The sequence below is a fragment of the Streptococcus oralis genome (assembly GCF_003943415.1).
Lineage (GTDB): Bacteria > Bacillota > Bacilli > Lactobacillales > Streptococcaceae > Streptococcus > Streptococcus oralis_BJ.
On sequence record NZ_RJPK01000024.1, the window covers coordinates 1 to 787 of the forward strand.

The 787-nt window shown below is 38.9% G+C and carries 2 protein-coding genes; both read left to right on the plus strand.

Annotation, left to right across the window (positions count from 1 at the left end; translation table 11 throughout):
* On the plus strand, positions 1-335 hold a 335-nt coding region (locus tag D8801_RS09890), incomplete at its 5' end, for a hypothetical protein (RefSeq protein ID WP_125849453.1).
* 198 nt (positions 336-533) lie between these two features.
* Entirely contained in the window at positions 534-692 is a 159-nt protein-coding gene (locus tag D8801_RS09670) for a CxxH/CxxC protein (protein WP_003177948.1), read from the plus strand.
* The last annotated feature ends 95 nt before the right edge of the window (positions 693-787 follow it).

Below are 787 nucleotides of genomic sequence, written 5' to 3' on the forward strand. Positions count from 1 at the left end.
CCATTAAAGTAACGCTGCTGCTAAGCGTCTTTTCAATTTTGGAGCCTTTTTGGACTTTTTACTCAATCACATTTCAAAGAGAAGAGTTGCTGCCATACAGCAACAGCATTTTGCTTCTCCCGCTGCGCCCCGGACACAGCTTCCTCCCGCAGCTCTCATTTCTCCTTTTTTGGACGATAAATCTAGTTAGTGCATTTAAGGTTAGAAAATCGTTTATGAGGTTCTCTAAAAAGCCGGTTAACGGGTTTTGGACTTTCATTCTTAACGTTTCATATTTGCAGCATATCACGAATCAGCATTCTTTAGTTGTTCAGGGAAAAAGAGAAGTAGTATAGAAAAAGATTAGAGCATCAGCGAGGGTAGCTGGTGTTTTTTATTTAGGGAAAACAGAGTTATCCAGAGGAATATAAAAAGCTTGTGGATAACCGCGCGAAGTCATGCTAAAACCTACTAACATGTGCATAAATAGGGTATATTGAATAAGGAGCTTTTTTATAAAAGAGCCCAATGATACAGATATTGGAGGGACTTTTATGAAGTCTTGCGAAGAGCATATTGAAACCGTCATTGACATGTATGTGGATGAAGAAGAATTGGCCCCTGAAATCAGAAAAATCGAACATACACACAGTTTATCCACAACCTGTGAATTGTGCGATAAGCCTGCAGTATATATAGTGGGGAACGAATGATCGGACACTAAATACACAACCTTTATCCACAATTGTGGATAATGCTTCTGAATAACTTGTTCTTAAAGTGGGGATGACCTGTGAATATATCAATC